The organism is Absicoccus porci, assembly GCF_003725415.1.
GTDB classification, from domain to species: Bacteria; Bacillota_I; Bacilli_A; order Erysipelotrichales; family Erysipelotrichaceae; genus Absicoccus; species Absicoccus porci.
Genome location: NZ_RJQC01000001.1, coordinates 272,753 through 295,803, shown reverse-complemented (window position 1 = coordinate 295,803; position 23,051 = coordinate 272,753). Strand labels below are relative to the sequence as shown.

Here is a 23,051-nt window from a genome sequence, read left to right as displayed (position 1 = left end):
CTCCTTATTCATACGATTTAAAGAACAAACCCAATTGGTACATCTTGTCCTTTACTTCTTTTAATGACTTTTTACCTAAATTCTTGACATGCATCATTTCATCTTCTGTTTTTTGTGTCAATTCATCCACTGTTTGAATACCAGCACGTTTCAAACAGTTATAGGAGCGGACAGATAAATCCAAGTCCTCGATCATCATCGTATTGACCTTTGTTGTTTCTTCTTCCACTGGTTCTTGTACCAAGAAGCTTTCTTCCAATTCCAAATCAGCAACTGGAATGATTGCATCTAAATAATCAATCACTTGACCCGCTGCTTCACTGATGGCATCCAATGGAGTGATCGATCCATCGGTAGTTACGGAGATATGAACTTTATCATACTTTTTGTCAAATCCAATACGAGCTGGTTCAGATAAATAATCAGCCTTCTCAATTGGTGTAAACTTAACATCTAAAGCACGATACGCTTCTGGCAAGTCATAATCGAATTTAATTTCCTGTGCGCTTTTATATCCAGTTCCCTTGGCAATTAAGATATCCATTTCTAAATGGGAACCCTTCTCTAAATTACAGATGATTTGTTCCGGATCAACAACGGATACACCTTCTGGACAAATCAAATCTGCACTTTGGACCAGCGCAGGCCCTTGTTTTGAAATATGCAACGTGACGGGACCGTCAACTTCACTTGTTAATTTGATTGATTTTAAATTCAAACCCATCATAGTGGTATCTTCCGATACACCATCAATGGTCAAAGCATTGGCATCCGTTCCCTGCACCTGGAAACCAATTACACGACAACCAGGCAAATCGGACATCATTGCACTGCAAATCGTGTGGCCAATCGTTGTTCCAAAGCCTCTTTCTAATGGTTCGAAAATATAGGAACCAGAAGTATTTTCATCATTACAAGACTCTAGATGAAAAATGGCTCTTTCAAATTCCTGCATTCTAGTCCTCCTTTACTATCCACGAGGTCGTTTTGGTGGACGACATCCATTATGTGGAATTGGTGTAACATCATTGATCATTTTGATCTCAAGTCCGGCTACCTGCAAAGCACGTACCGCTGCTTCTCGTCCTGGACCTGGTCCTTTGATCTCTACACTTACCGTCTTCATACCATGATCGGCTGCCGCTTTTCCAGCTGCTTCTCCCGCTAACTGCGCAGCATATGGTGTGCTCTTGCGGCTTCCTTTGAAGCCTAATGCTCCTGCACTGGACCATGATACAGCATTTCCTTGTTCATCTGTGATCGTTACGATCGTGTTGTTGAAAGTTGAGTGGATATGTGCAACTCCACGCGCAACATTCTTCTTTGCACGACGTTTCGCTTTGGTTTTCTTCTGTGCCATACTCTACACAACCTCCCTACTTCTTCTTGTTTGCCACTGTCTTGGCTTTTCCTTTACGCGTACGCGCATTGGTCTTCGTTCTCTGTCCTCGTACGGGCAATCCTTTTCTATGTCGGATTCCTCGATAACATCCAATCTCCATCAATCGTTTGATGTTCAATTGGACTTCGCGTCGAAGATCTCCTTCCACTTTGATGTTGTCGATCTCTTTTCGGATCGCATTCATCTGCTCATCTGTCAGATCTTTTACTCGAATATCTTCACTGACATTTGCGCTTTCCAATACTTTCTTTGCGGTACTGTTTCCAATGCCATAGATATATGTCAATGAAACCACTACACGCTTATTGTTTGGAATATCTACACCTGCAATACGTGCCATTTTTTCCTCCTGTTAGTTTCCTTGTCTCTGTTTGTGCTTTGGGTTCTCACAGATTACCATGACTCTTCCCTTACGTCGAATGACTCGACATTTATCGCACATTGGTTTTACGGATGGTCTTACTTTCATANCTGTTTGTGCTTTGGGTTCTCACAGATTACCATGACTCTTCCCTTACGTCGAATGACTCGACATTTATCGCACATTGGTTTTACGGATGGTCTTACTTTCATATTAATAACCTCCTACTTTCTTCTAAATGTAATACGCCCACGTGTTAAATCATAGGGTGAAATTTCTACGGTTACACGATCACCTGGTAAAATGCGAATGTGGTGCATACGGATTTTACCAGAAACGTGAGCCATGATTTCGTGTCCGTTTTCCAATTTCACTTTAAAAGCAGCACTTGGTAAAGTATCAACAACGATACCATCTAATTCGATCACATCTTGCTTAGCCATGAACCTTGACTCCTCCTTTTCTGATGAAATGATAGGCATAAAAAGCCAATTACCATTATACTAAACTTTATACGCCTTGCCAAGTAAAAAAAAAGCAGGACAAGCCTGTTTCATGCATTTGGTGACCTGTAGGCGATTCGAACGCCTGACCCTTTGATTAAAAGTCAAATGCTCTACCAACTGAGCTAACAGGTCAAAAAAAAAGATGGTGCCGACTAAAGGAATTGAACCCTCAACCTACTGATTACAAGTCAGTTGCTCTACCAATTGAGCTAAGTCGGCAAATCAATGGAGCAGGTGATGAGAATCGAACTCACGTAGTCAGCTTGGAAGGCTGAAGTTCTACCATTGAACTACACCTGCATAAAAAAATGGTGACCCGTAGGCGATTCGAACGCCTGACCCTTTGATTAAAAGTCAAATGCTCTACCAACTGAGCTAACGGGTCACGATGGTGCCGACTAAAGGAATTGAACCCTCAACCTACTGATTACAAGTCAGTTGCTCTACCAATTGAGCTAAGTCGGCAAATAAGAAATGGTGGAGGTTAACGGGCTCGAACCGCTGACCCTCTGCTTGTAAGGCAGATGCTCTCCCAACTGAGCTAAACCTCCAGATGGAGCAGGTGATGAGAATCGAACTCACGTAGTCAGCTTGGAAGGCTGAAGTTCTACCATTGAACTACACCTGCATAAAAAAGTGGCTGGGGTAGCTGGATTCGAACCAACGAGTGCAGGAGTCAAAGTCCTGTGCCTTACCGCTTGGCTATACCCCAATGAATGGTGGAGAGGGACAGATTCGAACTGTCGAACCCGAAGGAACTGAGTTACAGTCAGCCGCGTTTAGCCACTTCGCTACCTCTCCAGAAAAATATTTAAATGGTGGAGGTTAACGGGCTCGAACCGCTGACCCTCTGCTTGTAAGGCAGATGCTCTCCCAACTGAGCTAAACCTCCGTATTGCTTAGCGCTTTTATATATTACCAAGAGACAAACTCTTTGTCAATTAATTTTCTGCACTTTTTTTAATAACTCTTGATATCTTTTCTTTAAAGCACACATACACGCCGCACGCATCGCTTTTTCATTCACACGATGATTGATTTGTACGACATCCTTATCTTGCATCACTACGATCGTACCCTGGATACAATCTCTTGATTTGCCATAAATCACTTTTGAACGAATGGCACCAAAACGACGATGCAAATGACAATCCAGATCCGAACACAATTGAAAATAAGGAATGGAATACAAACGCGTATCCGAAGAAGAAACAATATACGCTGGAACACCCATTTCTTCCAATAGTGGCTGCCATTCCATACAAAGACGTAACGCACGCTCACTCTTTGGCTTATCCAATGCATCCAATAAAACAATCATACATGTTCCTTGTGGAAACTTCATTAATTCTTCCATTTGTAAATGTATTGTAGCATTCTTTTTTCAATAGTAAAATAGATATATGGAATACATTGGATTAGATATTGGTACACACACCATTCGTTACATCAAAGATAACAATATTTTATTTGATCAACCCGCCCTACTGGCATTCGACGCCAATAAAAAAACAATGGCCATCGGTACCGAAGCCAGTCAACTACGCGGTACTCGTCATGTTCGTAGCTATCGACGTCTATCCGAACTCTATAGTTATTTAGATGAAATCTTTACGCGCTACGATAGTTTTCGTTTGTTTCATAAAACAACCGTTTTCTTTACAACTCCTTCTACCTTTGATAAAAAACAATGCGAAAAAATCCGTAATCACATTTTGGAACAAGGTGCAACCCAAGTTATCTATGACAAAGAACTGTGGTGTGCAGCCATTGGTGCTAAACTACAAATCAACACATCCGTATCCGCCTGTATGTTGTACATGGGACATGCTTCCTGTGATATTGCTTGTTTCTCTAATGGCATCATTCAAAAAGAAAGTCATTCTCCATATGGCGGTGCACAAATTCTGCATGCCTTCAATAAATGGATCCAAACCAACTATGATCTCCAAGTCAGTCAACCATTTATCGAAAATCTATTGTTGCAGTTTGGTCAAACCAAAGAAGCCATCGTGATTCATGGCACCGACATGCGTACCCAGCAAAATCGCAGGATTACCATCACCCAAAACCAAATCGGTCAAGTATTATCGCGCATTGTTTATGCTTGGAGTCAATGGATCTATACCTTCTTAACGACCTTATCCAATCAACAACAAGGCGACCTTTTAAAACGAGGCATCGTCTGCTGTGGCGGATTAATGGAAATTCCCCATATAGATACCATTTTACGTCAACAACTTAATGTTCCTTTTTTTATCAGTCCCAATCCGCAATATACCATTTCTTATGGCATCATGACGATCTTAAACCGCTTAAAAGAAGAAGAATAAAAAATAGAAGTTATCTATTTTCGATAACTTCTACTTTTACAACATTATCTGGTTCTAAATCATATGTGACTTTCGCAAATTCTTCCAAATGATTTTCCAACATATCATGGAGCATGGAATAAACAGCTTCCTTATCTTCATCCGTCTTACATTTATACTCAATCGTTGTATCAATTCGCTTTGGAAGATTCGCATGCTTCAATTCTTTTAAAATATGTGACATTGTCCTAACCTCTGTTTTCAGTCTATGATAAAAGTCCTATTTTGTCAAACTTCATAGTACGCCAACAAATCCGCTGGCTTCAATTTGGCTTTTTCCTCAGAATGAAAGTCTTTACGAATCTGGCCATCATGGAATACCAATAAACGATTGCCATTCTCTAAAGCGTCTTTCATATTATGCGTGATCATCAATGCCGTAATATGTTCTTCCCTGATCAACTCATTGGTGATTTCTAATATTTTTTTCGCACTATTCGGATCCAATGCAGCCGTATGTTCATCCAACAACAAGACTTCTGGTGGATTTAAAACCGCCATCATCAAAGCTACAGCCTGTCGTTGACCACCTGATAATAAACCAATCGGCGTCTTCATTCGATCTTCCAATCCCATATTCAACGTTTTTAACTTTTCTGCAAAGAAAGCACGTTCATTTTTATTGACCGCCATTGAAAATAAACCACGATTGGAACGAGAATATGCCAATGCCAAGTTTTCTTCTACACTCAATCGACTCGCCGTACCCATGGAAGGATCCTGGAACAATCTACCAATGTTGCGAGCTCGCACATGCTCTTTTTCATGGGTGATATCTTTACCACCCAAAATGATCTTACCATCACTGACTGGTAGCTTTCCGGCAATCACATTAAAGAAAGTGGATTTACCAGCACCATTACTTCCTAAAATCGTGATAAAATCGCCATCATTAACATCCACACTGACGTGTGATAAAGCTCTCTTTTCTAATGAAGTACCTTCATTAAAAGTAACAGATACATCTTGTAGACTAAGCATTTTCTGTCCCCTTTCTTTTACGTAGATACGGAATCGAAATCGTAATCGCAACTAAGATAGCGGAAATCAAGTTCATATCGCCCGAAGGCACACCAAACTGTAAAGCCAGTGTATACAAGAAACGATAAATACAAGCACCTAAGATTGCCGCAAACAAACCAAATCCAATCGTATGTTTCTGTAAGATGGCCTCACCAACAATGATACCTGCTAAACCAATGACCATCATACCGGTACCACCAGTCACATCCGCAAAATGATTATATTGGGCAAACAATGCACCCGATAAAGCAACCAAACCATTGGAAATCGCAAAACCAATGATCTTCATGGTATCCGCATTGATGGAACTCGAACGAACCATTGCCTCATTATTACCTGTTGCACGAATCGCTAATCCCAAATTCGTCTTGAAAAACCAATACAGCAACAATCCAATCACCGCAACGATGGGAATCAAAGCCAACAATGGCTGATCAATTTTATCAAATAATGTCGCATTGGCTGGATCTAAAGAAATCAGTGGCATATTTGGTAAATTACCCATGATTCGCAAATTGATCGAATACAACCCTGTCATCGTAATGATACCTGCCAATAAGGGCTGAATATGCATCTTGGTCTGCAACAAAGCGGTAATGATACCACAAACACATCCCGCTAAAAACGCGGCAAATAAACCCACCATCGGCGCTCCTGCCATCGTCATAACAGCAACCGTCGCTGCTCCGGTTGAAAAAGAACCATCCACTGTTAAGTCCGGAATATCCAAAATTCGAAACGATATATATACGCCTAAAGATAATACAGATAAAACCAATCCCAGTTCTATCGCTTTTAAAATAACTGCACTCGACATAAATTCTCCCCTCTAACCTACTATTTGAAGTTTTTTATTTTGTGCTACCGAATCTGGCAAAGTAATATTCAGTGCTTTTAATGTCTTCTTATTCACATAAATGAATAAATTCTTTTTATAGACTTTCACTGGAATGTCACCCGCTTTTTTGCCTTTTAAGATCTGATCGACCATATCTGCAGTTTCTTTTCCCAATTGGGCATAGTCAATACCAACCGTAGCCAATCCACCATCTTTGACCATAGAATCCGCACCTACATAATACGGAATGCCCGCATCGGTTGCGGTCTTCGATAAAGAAGGCATGGCACTTGCCACTGTATTGTCGTTTGGCGATAAAAGGACATCTACCTTCTGACAAAGAACCGAAGCCGAAGTTTCTAATTCGGTAATATCTTTTCCCGTTCCTTCAATCAATGTTAAGCCATGACTCGCACAATAGGTTTTTGCCTTTTTTAAATTGGCCACACTATTGGTTTCCGACGCATTGTACAAAAATCCAACCGTCTTCATATTTGGAGTCAACGTTTTAGCCAACTCCAAGATCTGATCAATCTGCACCTCATCACTTGTACCGGTAATATTTCCGCCTGGATGTTTTAAATTCGAAACCAATTGCGCACCGATTGGATCCGATACAGCCGAAAATACCACGGGTATATCTTTGGATACACGTGCAGCCATTTGAGCTGTTGGCGTCGCAATTGCTACGATCACATCACTTTGTTTATCTTCAAACTGATTCACAATGGAATTTAAGTTTGCCACTTGACCCGATGCATCGGCATAATTCAATTCAATGTTTTTCCCATCCACATAACCTAATCGTTTCATCTCTTTTTTAAAGTTATCACGAATCAAATTTAACGATGGATGCGAAACCAATTGAGCTACCGATACAACCGGTTTATCATGCGTCACGGATTGACAACCACTCAAAGACAAAGACAAACTCATTGCCAATAGAATAGCTAATAATTTCTTCATACACATCCTCCCTCTCTAACAAAAAAAGCCTGTATGCATAAACGCATACAGGACAAAATACAAATTCTGCGGTACCACCTGAATTGATATCGAATCGATATCCACTTATCCATTTAACGCATGGAAACGTCTTGGCTACTGTATTCACCTCGCCCTTCGAAGTCCATTTGCGAAACTGTTACCATTCGGCTTTCACCATCCCGAACTCGCTTCGGCACATCTTTTCGTTTGATCTCTTCTTCAACGGTTTTTTCTATCATACCGGATACATGGATGAAAATCAACCCAACATCATTCGGTCATTCGCAAATTCATCACCATGTGCTTCGGCAAATTTCTTCAACAAATCATCCACGGTTAGTTTTTGTTTTTCTTCACCACGCACATCATAAATAATCTTACCTTCATGCATCATGATCAAGCGATTACCAATCGCAATCGCATCTTTCATGTTATGCGTGATCATCAATGTCGTTAAATGCTGTGCTTCCACAATTTCAACCGTTAGATCCAATACCTTCTTTGCCGTACGAGGATCCAAAGCCGCTGTATGTTCATCCAACAATAACAACTTTGGTTCGATCAATGTCGCCATCAACAAAGTCAAAGCTTGTCGCTGACCACCAGACAATAATCCCACTTTACTGGTTAAACGATCTTCTAGACCTAAGCCCAATCGTTTTAATTCTTCTTTAAATTGACCTTCTTCTTCCTTGGTGACGCCCCATTTTAATGAACGCGATTTACCACGACGATTGGCCATGGCTAAGTTTTCTAGAATACTCATATTGGCGGCTGTACCCATCATCGGATCCTGGAATACACGACCAATCAAAGAAGCACGTTTATATTCTGGTTCCAAAGAAATATTCTTACCTGCTACGTAGATATATCCACAATCAATCGGATATACTCCCGCAACCATATTCAACATCGTTGATTTACCGGCACCATTGCCGCCAATGACTGTCGCAAAATCACCCGGTTCAAGATGTAAACTCAAATCATTCAATGCTTTCTTTTCATTGATGGTTCCCATATTGAAAGTTTTAGAGACATGTTCGATCCTAAGCATGATCACCCATCTCCTTTCCAGTCAGTTTTTTATACATAGCCAACTGTTTACGACGATCCAAAACGACTGGAACCGTCAACGCAATACCAACTAAGATAGCGGTAAATAATTTCAAATCATCGGTTGATAGACCCAACTGTAAAACGATGGCAACGATAATACGATAGATGATTGAACCTACCACGATTGACATCAAAGCCACAAAGAAATTTCCTTTGCCACGGAAAATAACTTCACCAATGACGATAGAAGCTAATCCAATGACGATAGCACCAATTCCTTGTTTAACATCAGCATAACCTTGCGATTGGGTAACCAAAGCACCAGAAAGTGCAACCAATCCATTGGAAAGCATCAACCCCAATAGTTTTGTGGTATTCGTATTGACACCCAACGCACGTACCATATGTTCATTATTACCTGTTGCTCGAATAGCACTTCCCATTTCGGTTCCAAAGAACCAATACAACAATATCGAAACAACCAACACAAAAATCACACCAATGATCAAAACAGACCAAGAAGACAAAATATGGGTTGCTGTATGGAAGATCTTAAACATCGTAGGACTTGCCAATAGTGGCAAATTCGAACGAGACATGATACGTAAGTTGATGGAATACAATCCAATTTGTGTCAAAATACCTGCTAAAATGGCTGGAATTTGACATTTTGTATGAAGTAGACCCGTAATACCACCAGCAATTAAGCCAGAAATAAATGCACATAAAACCGCAATCAATGGATCTACACCATGTAGGATGGCAACTGCACAAACAGCACCACCTGTCGCAAAGGAACCATCCACACTTAAATCGGCAATATCCAACAAACGAAAGGTGATATATACTCCCAATGCCATAACGCCCCAGAGCACACCTTGGCTAATGGCACCTTGTATGGCTAGTAGTATATTCATAGATTATTCTCCTATATCTGTAGCATCCTGGTATTCATCGGGAATCGTGATACCCAATTGTGTCGCTACTTTACGATTAATGTACAATTGAAGATCATCAGTCGATTGATATTGGATCTTCATTGTCGCAGGATCTGCACCATTTAAGATCTTCACAGCCATCTTACCTGCTTGCTCCCCTAATTTTTCATAATCGATCGAATACGTTGCCAATCCACCACCTTCACACATATTGGATTCACCAACGATGCAAGGTAAATTATTTTCATTCGTTACAGAAGTGACACTCGAAATACTTTCCGCTAACATATTATCGGTTGGAATATAAACAGCATCCACTTTGCCAACCATTGATTCAGCGACCTGTTGAATCTGATTGGTTTCACTAACCGTAAAATCTTGTGCTTCCATACCGGCTTTTTCGATTGCTTTACGAGCTAATTTTGCCTGAACGATGGAATTATCTTCACTTGAACAGTACATGATTCCGACTTTTTTAGCATTTGGGATCAATTTCTGCAACAATTCAATTTGTTCTTCAACCGGATTCAAATCACTCGTACCCGTTACATTTTCACCTGGTTTTTTATTGGATTGTACCAAACCAGCAGCCTTTGGATCGGTTACCGCTGAAATCACGATTGGAATATCATCGGTTTTTCCTTTGACCGCTTGAGCAGCCGGTGTCGCAATCGCATAAATCAAATCATCGCCATCATTCACAAACTTATTGGCAATGGTTTCACAATTGGATTGATCATTCTGCGCATTTTTAAAATCAATCTGACTCTTCTTATAACCTGCCTTTTTCATTTGTTTCACAAAGCCATCATATGCTTTATCCAAAGCCGGATGTTCTGTGTATTGAATGACACCAATCTTTACATCACTCTTATCCTTTTTTGCTGTTCCACTGCTACAAGCAGTCATGGAAAGGCCCAATGCGACCGCAAGGGCAATTTTGCCTAATTTTTTCATTTCTCTTCTCCTTTTTACATTTTTTACATTTTATCACATACGCTTACATAAAAAAAGCAGATATCCAAAATGGACATCTACCCTGCAAAATAAACGATATATCCTTGCACAAAAATAATTAATATCAATAAAGGAATCACAATGCCGCAATACCAACGAATCGATTTTGGAAAGCGAATTCCCTCTCCGCTGTTTGCTTCTTGTAAGAAATGCTTCCATCCCCAACCATTTTTAGCTGTACAAAACAATACATAAATCATGGATCCCAATGGTAATAAATTGTTGGAAACGATAAAATCTTCTAAAGACTGGATATTGGTACCCGCACCCAATGGTTGAATGAAAGACCATACATTAAAACCAAGCGCACAAGGCAATGATAAAATCAATACTCCCAAACAACTTACCAATAAGTTTTGCGTACGATTCCATCCGGTTAATTCTTTGGTCATCGTTAAAATATTTTGGAATACCGCAATAATGGTCGTAAACGCCGCAAAACTCATAAATAAAAAGAATAAAGCACCCCAAATGTTGCCACCAGCCATATTCGCAAAAATATTAGGTAAAGAAACAAAAATCAAACCAGGACCTTGACCAGGATCTACATGATACGCAAAACAAGCAGGAATAACGATCAATCCAGCCACAATAGCCACAAACGTATCCAAGGCAACCACTTGCATCGCTTCCGAAGTCAAACGTCGATCTTTATCAATAAAAGAACCAAAGATCGCAATGGCACCAATACCTAAAGATAAAGTGAAGAAAGCCTGACCCATAGCGGCAAAAATCACATTGCCAATTCCATATTCTTTCATTTTGCCAAAATCAGGTACTAAATAATATTTCAAACCGGCCGAAGCACCAGGCAAAGTCACAGAACGAACGGCTAAAATGACCATCAATCCTAAAAGACAAATCATCATGGTTTTGGATACTTTTTCTAAGCCATCTACCAATCCTTTGGATACCACAAAGAATCCCAATAAGACAACAAGCACCATGTAACCCACATTAATACTTGGACTCGCCAACATAGAGTTAAATGTTGCCGTAATCTGATTGACCGTGGCATTTTGGAAAGATCCCGTGATCATTTTATAAAAGTAATACACCATCCAACCACATACAGTCGTATAAAACATCATCAATAGGTAGTTTCCAATCAAACACCAATACTTCATCCAATGCCAATGGGTACCCTTTGGTTCCAAGACATCAAACGATAGTGCCGCACTCTTTTGACTGGCTCGACCTACACTGTATTCCATGACCATGACAGGCAAACCTAAGATCAATAAAAAAAACAAATAAATCAATACAAAAGCAGCACCCCCATATTTTCCCGTAATATATGGGAAACGCCAAACATTTCCTAATCCAATAGCACAACCAGCACTGATCAAGATAAATCCCAATCGGCTGGAAAATCGATCTCGCATATTCAACTCTCCTTACATAACGGTACAATAGTATCAATAATCTGTATTTATTTCAATGATTCATCGTTTATGGTACAATCAAAAGGTATGTAGAAAGGAGTCCTTATGACACTGATATTACCTGAAAATTACGATCCTGTCTTGGATATACGCCATACCCAAGAAGCCATCAAATACATTCGTGACACATTTCAAAGAGAATTCGGCAACGAACTCCATCTTTCCCGCGTTTCCGCACCACTTTTTGTCACCAAAAGCTCGGGCTTGAACGACAATCTAAATGGCGTAGAATCCCCTGTACACTTTGATATGAAAGCCATCCCCCATGAAGACATTGAAGTTGTGCATTCACTTGCCAAATGGAAACGATTTGCACTTAAAAAATACGGTTTCCAGATGCATACCGGCCTTTACACCAATATGAATGCGATTCGCAAAGATGAAGACCTCGATAATTTACACTCTGCCTATGTGGATCAATGGGATTGGGAAAAGATCATCACCAAAGAAGAACGTAACGAAGAAACGCTTCGCCAAGTCGTTCGTCATATTTTTAAAGTGATCAAACACATGGAACACGAAGTTTGGTACAAATATCCAGAAGCGGTCAATCATCTACCCGACGATATTCACTTCATCACAACGCAAGAACTATTGGATCTCTATCCTAATCTAGATGCACGCCAGCGAGAAAATGCGATTGCCAAAAAATACGGTTGTGTCTTTATCATGAAAATTGGTGATAAACTTTCCAATGGCGAAAAACATGACGGACGTGCTCCCGATTATGATGATTGGCAACTGAATGGCGATATTATGTTCTGGTTTGAACCTCTGCAATGTGCATTGGAAATCAGTTCTATGGGCATTCGTGTTGATGAAAATTCTTTGGTTGAACAATTAAAGAAAGAAAATTGTACGGAACGCATGGAATTACCTTATCATCAAGCCATCCTAAATCGAGAGCTGCCCTATACCATTGGTGGTGGCATTGGTCAATCTCGTTTGTGTATGTTGCTGCTGAAGAAAGCCCATATCGGTGAAGTCCAAGCCAGCATTTGGCCAGACGATATGATTCAAGCTTGTAAAGAACATCATATTCAAATCTTATAAAAAGATCCCTACTCGGGATCTTTTTTAATACGTGCATTTGAATACGTGTACATTGGTTCTATGGCCGCAAAAGCTGAAACCGGAATTTCTTCATTTCCAATAGAATACTTTTTCTTTTCAATGCGTGCATCCGCTTCATGAACACTTCCCTCATACACAATAGCTCCACAAAAAGCCAAGGCATCCATTATTTCTTGTTCATCAAACGTATCGGTTACTACATTGATTGAAACCACACTTTTCGAGAGTTGTTTTTGACAATAACGATAAAACTTTTGAACTTCTTCAAACATAAAACCTCCAAAAAAAGGAGCTCAAAAAGCTCCTTCTTATTCATCAACAGATGATGATTCTTCAACTGGTGTATTTTCCGCCACCAACTTATCAAATTGTGTATCTGCTTCTTTTTGATGCATACGCTCTAAACGTTGATCACGTAATTCTTTCGCTTTAGCAGCTACCAAATCATTTTGTGGACGATGTCCATGACAACCGGTTCCGGCTGGAATCAGCTTACCAATCATGACATTTTCTTTCATACCACGTAAATGATCCGTCTTTCCTTTGATCGTTGCATCCGTTAATACTTTGGTCGTTTCTTGGAACGAAGCCGCTGACAAGAACGAATCCGTCTCTACGGACGATTTCGAAATACCCAACAAAATTGGTTTGAATTTTGCTGGTTGTTTTCCTTCCAACAAATATTTACGGTTGATACGCGTAATTTCATTCAACGATTTTTGAACACCAATATTTAAATCCGTATCACCTTTATCCGTCACAATAACATTACGCATCATCTGCATGATCATAACTTCCAAGTGCTTATCCGAAATCTCGATACCTTGTGATTGATATACCTTCTTGACTTCTTTTAAGATATAATCTTGCACTTCTCGAACACCGGCAACACGTAACAATTCTTTAGGATCCAATGGACCTTCGGTCAAAGCTTCACCAGCTTCAATATGGTTTCCAACACGAACCCATTCACGAAGTTCTTGGTTAGCGTTGATCTTGTGCGATACACTTTCTTTTTCAGAAGTGATGATGACTTCTTGACGTTTCGTACCTTCAATATTTTCAATCGAAGTAATTTCACCAGAAATCTGCGCAATAACAGCGACACCTTTTGGTTTACGTGCTTCGAACAACTCTTCGACACGAGGCAAACCTTGAGTAATATCACCTGTACCCGCACCGGCTACACCACCGGTATGGAATGTACGCATGGTCAACTGTGTACCTGGTTCACCAATGGATTGGGCAGCCATGACACCAACGGCCTCACCGACTTCAACATCTTTACCGGTAGCCATATTTTTACCATAGCACTTGCGACATACACCCGTTCTTGATTTACAAGTAAATACGGAACGAATATACATACCTGTAACTCCGGCATCGACAATCTTCTTTGCCATTTCATCGGAAATATACTCATCACTCGCAATGATCAATTCACCGGTATTTGGATCAAAAACATCTTGTTTTGAATAACGACCCGCAATACGATCTTGGAACGTTTCAATAACGGTATTGGTCTTACGATCGACTAAATCTTCTACCCAAGATCCTTTATCCGTACCACAATCGTCTTCTTGGATGATGACACCTTGGGCAACATCGACCAAACGACGAGTCAAGTAACCAGATTCGGCTGTCTTCAAGGCTGTATCGGTCAAACCTTTACGTACACCATGGGTCGAAGTAAAGAACTCACTTACATTCAATCCTTCACGGAAGCAAGAATAAATAGGGACCTCGATAATGCTAGGAACAAATTCACCATGGGTTGATTTCGCATGACCTGGACGAGCCATCAAACCACGCATACCGGCTAACTGTGTAAAGTTCGAACGGTTACCACGAGCACCAGAATCCGCCATCATGAAGATTGGATTCTTACGATCCATGTTCGCAACCAAGCTATCGGCAATTTCATCTTTGATGGTATCCCATAAACCACTTAAATGCGATTCCCACTCTTGCATCGTCAACATACCTTTACGTTGTAGATGTTTCAATTGTTCGGCCTTTTGACGACCTTCGGCCACTTTTTCTTCCTTATTAGGAGCGACTTCAATATCACTTAACGCAACTGTGATACCAGCAACTGTTGAATATTTGAATCCCAAAGCCTTGATTTGATCCAATACTTCTGCTGTTTGATCCACCGTATAACGACGGAATACTTCGGCAATTACTTTTCCTAAGTCTTTTTTCTTGACGGAGAAATCTTTACCATTTTCATCACGAATTGGTAAATTTGCGATATAGGCATGAATATCCGTGCCTGGTTTCACAAAATAACGTTCTGGCGTCTTTTCAAAGTTAGCTTTTGAAACTTCCTCAATGAATGGGAAGTCATCCGGGAACATACTATTAAAAATGATCTTGCCTGGTGTTGTTACTAGATAATCATCGGCATGTACCGGATCGAAACTAGATTTACCAACACCACGAACTGGTAAAGCAATACGTGAATGCAAATGAACTAAATGCGATTTATAAGCCATCATGACTTCATCGACATTACTGTATACATGTCCTTCGGCTTCCGCAAACGTTTTCCATAAGGCAGCTTCTTTTGGACAATCGGCATCCAAATAACGTTGGCTTTCTTTCAATAATTCATCTTTGGTTTCTTCCATGGTTAAATAATAGTTACCCATGACCATATCCTGACCTGGCGTAACGATTGGTTTACCATCTTTTGGACCCAAAATATTATGAGAACCCAACATCATGACCAAAGCTTCGGCACGTGCTTCTTCACTCAATGGAACGTGGATGGCCATCTGGTCACCATCAAAGTCAGCATTGAATGCTGTACATACTAATGGATGTAGACGCATAGCACGTCCTTCAACTAGTTTTGGCAGGAAGGCTTGAATACCCAAACGGTGCAATGTAGGCGCACGATTCATCAATACAGGATAGCCATCAATGACTTTTTCAACCACATCCCAAATGCGCGTATCTTGTCTTTCAATTAATTTTTCTGCATTTTTAGGATTGGCAGCCAATCCCTCATTGACGATCTCATTAATGATGAATGGCTTAAACAAATTGACCGCCATTTCACGTGGAATACCACATTGATACATTTTTAGATCCGGTCCGACCGCAATAACGGAACGACCAGAGAAATCGACACGTTTTCCTAACAAGTTTTGACGGAAACGACCTTGTTTACCTTTCAATGAATGCGATAAAGATTTCAAAGGACGACCACCCGCACCGGTAATTGGTTTGGAACGACGACCATTATCGATCAAAGCATCTACGGCTTCTTGCAGCATACGTTTTTCGTTTTGAACGATGATGTTTGGTGTACCCAATTCCAATAATTTATGTAAACGATTATTACGTGTGATAACACGACGATATAAATCGTTTAAATCACTGGTTGCGAAACGACCACCATCCAACTGCAACATGGGTCTAAGATCAGGTGGAATAACCGGAATGTTTGTCAGAATCATCCATTCTGGCTTATTGTCACTATGACGGAAAGCATCCACAGTATCCAAACGTTTGATTAATTTCTTACGCTTTTCACCCGAGGCTTTTTCCAATTGTTCTTGAATATCTTGGAATTCTTTTTCCAAATCAACATTCTGTAACAATTTCAAAACGGCTTCGGCACCTGTCTTCGCTTCGAATTTATCGGAACCATAAATAGCTACAAATTCACGATATTCACGTTCAGATAATACTTGTTTGTAAGTCAATTCTGTATCTTTTGGATCGGTTACAATGTAACTAACAAAATAAACAACTTCTTCCAATTGTTTTGGTGTTACATCCAACAACAAGGCCATACGGCTTGGAATACCACGCAAGTACCAAATATGAGCAACCGGCGCAGCCAAATGGATATGTCCCATACGTTCACGACGAACACTTGATTTTGTGATTTCAACACCACAACGATCACAGACAACCCCTTTAAAACGAACTTTCTTATATTTACCACAAGCACATTCCCAGTCCTTGGTTGGACCGAAAATGCGTTCACAGAATAAACCATCGCGCTCTGCTTTTTGACTACGATAGTTGATTGTTTCAGGCTTTGTCACTTCACCATGTGACCATTCTAGGATCTTTTCAGGACTCGCTAAACGAACCTGAATGGATGAAAACTGGTTTATACTCATTCATCTGCCTCCTGATCTTCTTCTTTTGAATCTGTCTCTTCCATGTCATTGACAAGTTCATCTTTTTCTTCTTCAACAACTGGTTCTACTTTCTTAGGTGCTGGGACATCATCGTCATCATCTTCGGTTGTGATATCGACTTCTTCCCCATTTTCATCTAAACAACGAATATCAATAGCCAAACCTTGCATTTCATGCATCAATACACGGAATGATTCAGGAACACCTGGTTCTGGAATATCTTTTCCTTTGATGATGGCTTCATACGTCTTGATTCGACCTTGAATATCATCGGATTTGATCGTCAAGATTTCTTGTAGTGTATGTGCTGCACCATAAGCTTCCAAAGCCCAAACTTCCATTTCACCAAAACGTTGTCCACCATTTTGGGCTTTACCACCCAAAGGCTGTTGCGTTACTAAAGAATATGGCCCTGTTGCACGAGCATGTAACTTATCATCAACCATGTGGGCTAACTTGATCATGTACATGACACCCACACTGATTCGTTCATCGAATGGTTCACCGGTCAAGCCATCGTACAAGACTTGTTTACCATCTTTGGTCATGGATGCTTCTTTCATAACATCCAATAACTCTTCATTGGATACACCATCGAATACTGGTGTCGAGAATTTGATACCGCCCAACTTACGAGCTGCATAACCCAAATGAATCTCTAAGATCTGTCCGATATTCATACGGGAAGGCACACCAAATGGATTCAAGATGACATCGATTGGTTGTCCATCTCCAGTAAATGGCATATCTTCGATTGGCAAGATACGAGAGATGACACCTTTGTTTCCATGGCGTCCTGACATTTTGTCACCCTCAGAAATCTTACGCTTTTGAACAATATATACTTTCACTCGTGTATTTACTCCAGGAGGTAATTCCGATCCATCCCCACGTTTGAATACACGGATGGAATGAACGATACCAGCTCCTCCATGAGGTACTTTCAAGGAATTATCACGAACTTCACGTGATTTTTCACCAAAGATTGCCAACAACAATTTTTCTTCTGGCGATACTTCACTTTGTCCTTTTGGCGTAACCTTACCAACTAAGATATCGCCTTCTTTAACTTCGGCACCAATCATGATGATGCCGTTTTCATCCAATTTCGCAACCGCTTTTTCACCCACATTCGGGATATCACGCGTAATTTCTTCGGGACCTAATTTTGTATCACGGCAATCGATATCATATTCTTCAATGTGTACTGAAGTATACACATCATCACGAACCATACGTTCACTCATGATGATGGCATCCTCGTAGTTATATCCATACCAAGTGGAATAGGCAATGACAACATTTTGACCCAAAGCCAATTCACCATTCTGCATACTTGGACCATCGGCTAAGATATCGCCTTTTTCGACTTCTTCTCCAGCTTCTACAATTGGATGTTGGTTGATGCATGTGGAAGCATTACTACGAGCAAACTTACGCAATTGATACGTATGATCCAAACCATCTTTATTCGTTACGACAATTCGTAAACTATCCACATATTTTACAACACCGTCTTCTTTCGCTACGATACCAACACCAGAGTCTTTGGCAATCTTATATTCCATACCAGTTCCAACATATGGACTATGTGGATTCAATAGTGGTACGGCTTGACGTTGCATGTTGGCACCCATCAAGGCACGCGAAGCATCATCGTTTTCCAAGAATGGTACACAGGCTGTCGCAACGGAAACAATTTGTTTCGGGCTGACATCGGCTAATTCTACATCAGCGCGATCGGCAATGATCGTATCACCGGCTTTACGAGCAACGACTTTTTCATTGATTAAACGACCATCACGAACTTCGTTGGCTTGGGCAATGATATAATCCGCTTCTTCATCGGCACTTAGATAAATCGCATCTTCGGATACCGTTCCATCTTTATTGACTTTACGATATGGTGTTTGAATAAAACCATATTCATTAATCTTCGCATAGGTTGTTAAGTTGTTGATCAAACCAATGTTTGGTCCTTCTGGCGTCTCGATTGGACAAATACGACCATAGTGAGAGGAATGCACATCACGTACTTCGAATCCGGCACGATCACGTGTCAATCCACCTGGACCTAATGCCGAAATACGACGTTTATTCGTTAATTCAGCCAATGGATTTTGTTGGTCCATGAATTGTGATAACTGACTTGAAGAGAAGAACTCTTTGATAGCAGCTGTCAAAGGTCGGATATTCGTTAATTTACGAGGTGTCAATGTATCCAATTCTTGAATGGACATACGATCATGAACAACTCGTTCCATACGGCTTAAACCAATACGGAATTGGTTCTGGATCAATTCACCAACCGAACGAATACGACGGTTACCTAACATATCGATATCATCGGTCGATCCAATACCATCCATGACATTTAAGTTATAGCCAAAGAACGCATACATATCTGGAATAGTAATTGTGTGCATATTCGCAAATGGATCATTACCAATGATCTTGATTTCATGATCATCTTCATCTAAGACATAGACTTCTTGTACACAAGCACCAACGATCCAAAGTGTCAATTCTTCATTGGCTACACGAGAAGCAATCATCGCTTTGGTGTCGGCCTCTAAACGAGCTGCATCTTCTTTACCCGTAGAAATATCACGACCATTGATGTCATAACGATCAATGACTAATTCCATATCGTCATCTACAACATCCAAAGATTTCGCATTGGTCAAACGGCCCAAATGATATAGATATTGTCCATAGTTCAATACAGCTTCACAATTTTCTGTGGTTAATTGAACAGGTTGCGCAATCAAGCCAGCATAAATAGGCACTTCTTCAATGGCACCTTTTAAAGCATCCACATCTGCTTGGGTCAATACTGTACCTTGTTCAAAGAAGATATCACCTGCCGTGACATCATCGGCTAAGATACGTCCAACCAATCCCGTATTATAGTTCGTTGGGATAGAGACAATATCTGCTTCATGGAATTCCGTACGGAATGGGAAAGCTTTACAATATGTACCTTTCGCCAATTCTTCACGTAAAGCATTGCGTTCATCACGATGGATCATCTTGCCTTTTTCCATAAAGACATTTCCATTCACATCAATAATGTCATGAGCCAAACGATTACCTTCGATACGACCAATCGCATTTAACTTTTTACGTAATTTATAACGACCTGCTTTGGTCAAATCATAACGACGATGATCAAAGAATTTAGCGCGCATCAAAGAAACCGAAGCAGATACAACAGCTACTTCATCGCTTCTTTGGTTACCATAGAAGCTCAATAATGCACCTTGTGTCGTAGCTGTATTATCGACCGAACGACTATCTTTGGTGTAATCATGAAGCAACGTATTTTCTACTTCTTCATATTTTCCAAAGAAAGCTGTATACAACAAAATATACAAGCTCATATAATCGCGTTTTTCCGTATCCACAGCTAAATAATCTGCTAATTCTGCTTCAACTTTCGCAAGCTTTTCTTCAGCTTGTTCCAATGTTGATTCTAACGAAGCCAACTTCGTTTCCGCATTCACATCCTTAGCTTTGCCATCACGAATACGTTTCGCTAATGCATCATGTTCTTTCGCAATCGCATTCTTTTCGCTTTCATATTCATCACGTTTCGCAAGTAAAGATTCTTTTGGTTTCGATGGGAATTTACGACCCATTGCCGTTAAGAACGTTTCTAAATCCGTTGTATCATTTGGATCATCGATATCGCCTAAGTTAAAAGACATACCAATGGCCTTGAATAAAATGGAAAATAAGATCTTACGACGACGGTCAATCGATACATTGATCAAACGGCCATTCGTTGATTTCTTTTGTTCCGTCATAAATTCCAACCAAGTACCACGGCTTGGAATCAATTCACAGGCATAATTTTGTTTTCCGCTTTTTTCATCTTCACTTTGAGAAAAATAAGCGCCAGGAGAACGAACAATCTGTGATACGATAACACGTTCAGCACCATTGATGATGAATGTACCCGTTTCCGTCATCAATGGGAAATCTCCTAAATATACTTCTTCGGTCTTCGTTACAATTTCACCGGTAGTGGAATCCGTAATTTCCAATTCCATGTCGGCATACAAAGGTGCTGCATAGTTGCACTCCCTATACATGGACTCCTCTTTGTCATATTTTGGTTTATCAAAATGATAACGCAAAAAATTCAATTTAATATTTTTACCATAGTTTTCGATGGGATAAATTTCTTCGAAAACTTCTTTGATTCCCTCTTTTGTGAACCATTCAAAAGAGTCTGTCTGGATTTCGACAAGGTTTGGTAATTCTAACTTACCACTTACTTTGGAATAATCGCGGCGTTGGGCTTTTTTACCACATGCCACAACACGATACGCTTTGCTAGTCTCCATGCATGCCTTCCTTTCATTGACAATATCCAAAAGGGCATAGTACCCCTAAGGAATCTTATGCAATTTATTATATTACCCGAAACGCAAATAAAATACAACTGGAATTAAAAAAAGTTCATGCTTTTTGACAAGCACGAACCATATCATCCAATTGTTCCAGACTCGCATGTGGATCTTCTACCAAAGCAATCGCATGACGCATGAGATGCTGATAATCATCATCTGTTTGAAACCGTTTCGTATCAATATTTTGTACCATTATATATAATTCTGTTCGTAACGTATCGATTTCATAAGCAAGATCCACTTCATCCATCAAATCACGCAAAGACCATTGGATATTTTCTTCGGTATTTTCAGCAACCCGATCGATAAATATATGTTCCTGCTGGAAAGCTTTCGCAAGTAAGGAAGCATCTTCTTTATATAGATATAGAAATGGTGGTTGATTCCCTTTGGATGTCGTTGGATGTTGTATTAATTCTGCCATGGTCTTCGATAATTCTTGATCACCAACCACATGAAATTCCATTCCCACTTTTTTAATACTATCTATTAATTTTGGATCACCCGTCCCCAAATAAACGATAACCATTTTTGACACACTCCTTTTTAGACTATACAATACTACTATCCACAGGAGAAATACAATGAAAAAATTATTCACATATTTTATTGTCTGTGTACTTTCTTTGAGTTTGGTAGGATGTTCTTCATCCAAGAATAACGATGATATTCTCCGTTTCTTCGATGCATTCCATTATACATTGGATGCAAAATCAGCCAATGTGACCGGATCGCTTGATATGAAAAACAATAAGAATACTTCAAAAATCAAAGTAAATGCCTCTTTGATCCAAGAAGACAAGATTCAATTGGCATTAAAGCTTGGTCTAGAATCCAATGAAAACACAGCCAATGATTTCATCGAATTTTATATCAAAGATGGTAAAACCTATTTGAAAAATCGAGGCACGACCTCACAAAGTGTTGCCTCCAAAATTGGTATCGAAGATGGCAAGCGATTATCATCGATTGATCCATTCTTAAGCTATTCCGATGAAGAATTAGAAAACTTCTTTACGGCTAGTTCTCGTAATGGCAACACCTATACATTTACGATCGACCCCGATAAATTGTCACAATTGGTGGATGATCTAGGCTCCGTCAGTGTATCCGAAGCCAATGTGGAAGCTACGATATCAAAGAAACATATCACCCACTTGAAACTCTATGCAAAAGGAACCATGTCGGTTTCTTCCAAAAAAACCAATACCTTTGAATTCACTTTAAATGTACAAATCAAAGACTACAACCAAGTCAAAGAAGTTACCTATCCAGACAATCTAGAATCCTATTAAAAAAGCGCCGTTTCAAACGGCCAATGGTGTCAACCTAAGAATGATTAGGTTGGCATCTTTTTCTGTGACTGACTTAACCACACGATTCTTGCTGATCAGCGAAAAAAAGCGTATATGAAANCGGCCAATGGTGTCAACCTAAGAATGATTAGGTTG

Annotated in this window: 22 protein-coding genes, 10 tRNA genes and 1 other annotated feature; of the genes, 3 read left to right on the top strand and 29 right to left on the bottom strand. The window is 40.0% G+C overall.

From position 1 onward, the window contains the following. Nucleotides 1–4: 4 nt before the first annotated feature. From rpoA to EDX97_RS01515, 17 genes are all read right to left on the bottom strand, one after another. Entirely contained in the window at nt 5–955 is a 951-nt protein-coding gene (gene rpoA / locus EDX97_RS01595; RefSeq protein WP_128519441.1) for a DNA-directed RNA polymerase subunit alpha, read from the bottom strand. A 15-nt stretch (nt 956–970) separates the two neighbouring features. Then, nucleotides 971–1,360, bottom strand: coding sequence for a 30S ribosomal protein S11 (gene rpsK / locus EDX97_RS01590; protein WP_128519440.1), 390 nt, complete (start codon nt 1,358–1,360; stop codon nt 971–973). A 16-nt stretch (nt 1,361–1,376) separates the two neighbouring features. Then, a complete protein-coding gene (gene rpsM, locus EDX97_RS01585) occupies nt 1,377–1,742 on the bottom strand; it encodes a 30S ribosomal protein S13 (RefSeq protein WP_128519439.1) in 366 nt (121 codons plus the stop codon). Nucleotides 1,743–1,754: 12 nt separating this feature from the next. Then, nucleotides 1,755–1,871 (bottom strand): 50S ribosomal protein L36, encoded by a 117-nt coding sequence (rpmJ, locus tag EDX97_RS01580; RefSeq protein ID WP_081637596.1) that lies wholly within the window; start codon nt 1,869–1,871, stop codon nt 1,755–1,757. Between the two features lie 2 nt (nt 1,872–1,873). After that, nucleotides 1,874–1,975, bottom strand: a 102-nt coding sequence (gene rpmJ / locus EDX97_RS01575) for a 50S ribosomal protein L36 (RefSeq protein WP_128520008.1), incomplete at its 3' end; no start/stop codon positions are given. 12 nt (nt 1,976–1,987) lie between these two features. Continuing rightward, a complete protein-coding gene (gene infA / locus EDX97_RS01570) occupies nt 1,988–2,206 on the bottom strand; it encodes a translation initiation factor IF-1 (protein ID WP_128519438.1) in 219 nt (72 codons plus the stop codon). A 119-nt stretch (nt 2,207–2,325) separates the two neighbouring features. Next, nucleotides 2,326–2,401, bottom strand: a tRNA-Lys gene (locus EDX97_RS01565). Between the two features lie 11 nt (nt 2,402–2,412). After that, nucleotides 2,413–2,488: transfer RNA gene (locus EDX97_RS01560), tRNA-Thr, on the bottom strand. Between the two features lie 7 nt (nt 2,489–2,495). Continuing rightward, nucleotides 2,496–2,569: transfer RNA gene (locus tag EDX97_RS01555), tRNA-Gly, on the bottom strand. A 9-nt stretch (nt 2,570–2,578) separates the two neighbouring features. Continuing rightward, nucleotides 2,579–2,654 (bottom strand) — tRNA-Lys (locus tag EDX97_RS01550). 4 nt (nt 2,655–2,658) lie between these two features. After that, nucleotides 2,659–2,734 (bottom strand) — tRNA-Thr (locus EDX97_RS01545). Nucleotides 2,735–2,744: 10 nt separating this feature from the next. Further along, nucleotides 2,745–2,820, bottom strand: a tRNA-Val gene (locus tag EDX97_RS01540). 3 nt (nt 2,821–2,823) lie between these two features. Beyond that, nucleotides 2,824–2,897, bottom strand: a tRNA-Gly gene (locus EDX97_RS01535). Nucleotides 2,898–2,906: 9 nt separating this feature from the next. Further along, a tRNA-Gln gene (locus tag EDX97_RS01530) sits at nt 2,907–2,981 on the bottom strand. A gap of 5 nt (nt 2,982–2,986) precedes the next feature. Next, nucleotides 2,987–3,070, bottom strand: a tRNA-Tyr gene (locus EDX97_RS01525). 15 nt (nt 3,071–3,085) lie between these two features. Further along, nucleotides 3,086–3,161: transfer RNA gene (locus tag EDX97_RS01520), tRNA-Val, on the bottom strand. Between the two features lie 45 nt (nt 3,162–3,206). After that, complete coding sequence (locus EDX97_RS01515; RefSeq protein ID WP_148039792.1) at nt 3,207–3,614, bottom strand: hypothetical protein; 408 nt, start codon at nt 3,612–3,614, stop codon at nt 3,207–3,209. A gap of 58 nt (nt 3,615–3,672) precedes the next feature. Here EDX97_RS01515 and EDX97_RS01510 point away from each other — a divergent pair, with 58 nt between their 5' ends. Beyond that, entirely contained in the window at nt 3,673–4,602 is a 930-nt protein-coding gene (locus EDX97_RS01510; protein WP_128519436.1) for a rod shape-determining protein, read from the top strand. A 10-nt stretch (nt 4,603–4,612) separates the two neighbouring features. Here EDX97_RS01510 and EDX97_RS01505 read toward each other — a convergent pair whose 3' ends face one another. The 8 genes from EDX97_RS01505 to EDX97_RS01470 form a co-directional block, all read right to left on the bottom strand. Then, complete coding sequence (locus tag EDX97_RS01505) at nt 4,613–4,825, bottom strand: hypothetical protein (RefSeq protein ID WP_128519435.1); 213 nt, start codon at nt 4,823–4,825, stop codon at nt 4,613–4,615. Nucleotides 4,826–4,869: 44 nt separating this feature from the next. Beyond that, nucleotides 4,870–5,622 (bottom strand): ABC transporter ATP-binding protein, encoded by a 753-nt coding sequence (locus tag EDX97_RS01500; protein ID WP_128519434.1) that lies wholly within the window; start codon nt 5,620–5,622, stop codon nt 4,870–4,872. Continuing rightward, nucleotides 5,615–6,481, bottom strand: coding sequence for an ABC transporter permease (locus EDX97_RS01495; protein ID WP_128519433.1), 867 nt, complete (start codon nt 6,479–6,481; stop codon nt 5,615–5,617). Before EDX97_RS01495 ends, EDX97_RS01500 begins: the two co-directional genes overlap by 8 nt. A gap of 12 nt (nt 6,482–6,493) precedes the next feature. Continuing rightward, on the bottom strand, nt 6,494–7,468 hold the full coding sequence (locus tag EDX97_RS01490) for an ABC transporter substrate-binding protein (RefSeq protein ID WP_128519432.1): 975 nt from the start codon (nt 7,466–7,468) through the stop codon (nt 6,494–6,496). 45 nt (nt 7,469–7,513) lie between these two features. Further along, nucleotides 7,514–7,721: a binding site (T-box leader), on the bottom strand. 27 nt (nt 7,722–7,748) lie between these two features. Then, nucleotides 7,749–8,543 (bottom strand): ABC transporter ATP-binding protein, encoded by a 795-nt coding sequence (locus tag EDX97_RS01485; protein WP_128519431.1) that lies wholly within the window; start codon nt 8,541–8,543, stop codon nt 7,749–7,751. Next, the gene (locus tag EDX97_RS01480; protein ID WP_128519430.1) at nt 8,536–9,462 is read right to left on the bottom strand and encodes an ABC transporter permease; all 927 of its coding nucleotides are present in this window, start codon (nt 9,460–9,462) and stop codon (nt 8,536–8,538) included. The genes EDX97_RS01485 and EDX97_RS01480 overlap by 8 nt, the downstream gene beginning before the upstream one ends. Nucleotides 9,463–9,465: 3 nt before the next feature. Next, the gene (locus EDX97_RS01475; RefSeq protein ID WP_128519429.1) at nt 9,466–10,440 is read right to left on the bottom strand and encodes an ABC transporter substrate-binding protein; all 975 of its coding nucleotides are present in this window, start codon (nt 10,438–10,440) and stop codon (nt 9,466–9,468) included. Nucleotides 10,441–10,517: 77 nt separating this feature from the next. Beyond that, nucleotides 10,518–11,885, bottom strand: coding sequence for a sodium-dependent transporter (locus tag EDX97_RS01470; protein ID WP_183164220.1), 1,368 nt, complete (start codon nt 11,883–11,885; stop codon nt 10,518–10,520). A 105-nt stretch (nt 11,886–11,990) separates the two neighbouring features. Between EDX97_RS01470 and asnA the strand changes: the two genes are divergently transcribed. Further along, nucleotides 11,991–12,998 (top strand): aspartate--ammonia ligase, encoded by a 1,008-nt coding sequence (gene asnA / locus EDX97_RS01465; RefSeq protein WP_128519427.1) that lies wholly within the window; start codon nt 11,991–11,993, stop codon nt 12,996–12,998. Between the two features lie 8 nt (nt 12,999–13,006). Here the strand turns inward: asnA and EDX97_RS01460 are convergent, their stop codons facing one another. The 4 genes from EDX97_RS01460 to EDX97_RS01445 all read right to left on the bottom strand — a co-directional run bounded on the left by EDX97_RS01460 (nt 13,007) and on the right by EDX97_RS01445 (nt 22,129). Next, nucleotides 13,007–13,291 (bottom strand): hypothetical protein, encoded by a 285-nt coding sequence (locus EDX97_RS01460; RefSeq protein ID WP_128519426.1) that lies wholly within the window; start codon nt 13,289–13,291, stop codon nt 13,007–13,009. Between the two features lie 36 nt (nt 13,292–13,327). Next, nucleotides 13,328–17,161 (bottom strand): DNA-directed RNA polymerase subunit beta', encoded by a 3,834-nt coding sequence (gene rpoC, locus EDX97_RS01455; protein ID WP_128519425.1) that lies wholly within the window; start codon nt 17,159–17,161, stop codon nt 13,328–13,330. Continuing rightward, nucleotides 17,158–21,534: a DNA-directed RNA polymerase subunit beta gene (rpoB, locus tag EDX97_RS01450; protein ID WP_128519424.1), complete on the bottom strand. Its 4,377-nt coding sequence runs from the start codon at nt 21,532–21,534 to the stop codon at nt 17,158–17,160. Before rpoB ends, rpoC begins: the two co-directional genes overlap by 4 nt. Before the next feature lie 115 nt (nt 21,535–21,649). After that, nucleotides 21,650–22,129 (bottom strand): hypothetical protein, encoded by a 480-nt coding sequence (locus EDX97_RS01445; RefSeq protein WP_128519423.1) that lies wholly within the window; start codon nt 22,127–22,129, stop codon nt 21,650–21,652. Nucleotides 22,130–22,184: 55 nt separating this feature from the next. Here EDX97_RS01445 and EDX97_RS01440 point away from each other — a divergent pair, with 55 nt between their 5' ends. Beyond that, on the top strand, nt 22,185–22,895 hold the full coding sequence (locus EDX97_RS01440; RefSeq protein WP_128519422.1) for a hypothetical protein: 711 nt from the start codon (nt 22,185–22,187) through the stop codon (nt 22,893–22,895). Nucleotides 22,896–23,051 lie beyond the last annotated feature (156 nt).